Raw genomic sequence first — 486 nt, 5'->3', positions numbered from 1 at the left:
AGAGCATGCAAAAACGCTAAAGAAGTATGATTTAAAACTGGGCAGGATACGTACCGGAACTCCACCGAGGCTTGATCGATCGTTACACACCCAGGTCAGAGGCCTACTAAGTACTAGGAGAAGGCGGATGAAAAACTCTGACACCAGGGTTCACGAGGTCGTTGGTCGATTCGGAGCTCCACACGAAAAGAGAGAGGATATAAAAAGTTTATTTAGCTCATCTATTCATTTGTATCTTTCAAATTCAAATTGTACATAATGTAGAAGTAGCTAATGCACTATCTTCTAAAGATCGATCCGAGAAGTACCTAAGTCACTGTCAATAGTACTATTTGACGCAAGCTGTTTTCAATAGCAATTTCACAGTGACTTATAAACAAAGTACCTGCTATTTTATAAACAACTAAGTTGTATGTGTACAACATATTGGCGCATGTTGAAGAAATGCACATTTTATTTGATTTATTGGAATAAAGTTGAATCGTA

Annotated in this window: 1 protein-coding gene; it reads left to right on the top strand. The window is 37.9% G+C overall.

The features are described from left to right. The coding region (locus ACJ5GX_RS07170) for a hypothetical protein (protein ID WP_495292849.1) at window positions 1-259 on the top strand (259 nt) is incomplete at its 5' end. Window positions 260-486 lie beyond the last annotated feature (227 nt).

Source organism: Wolbachia endosymbiont of Tuta absoluta (genome assembly GCF_059414725.1).
The sequence above is the reverse complement of the archived record's forward strand: the minus strand, read 5'-3'. Positions and strand labels throughout refer to the sequence as shown.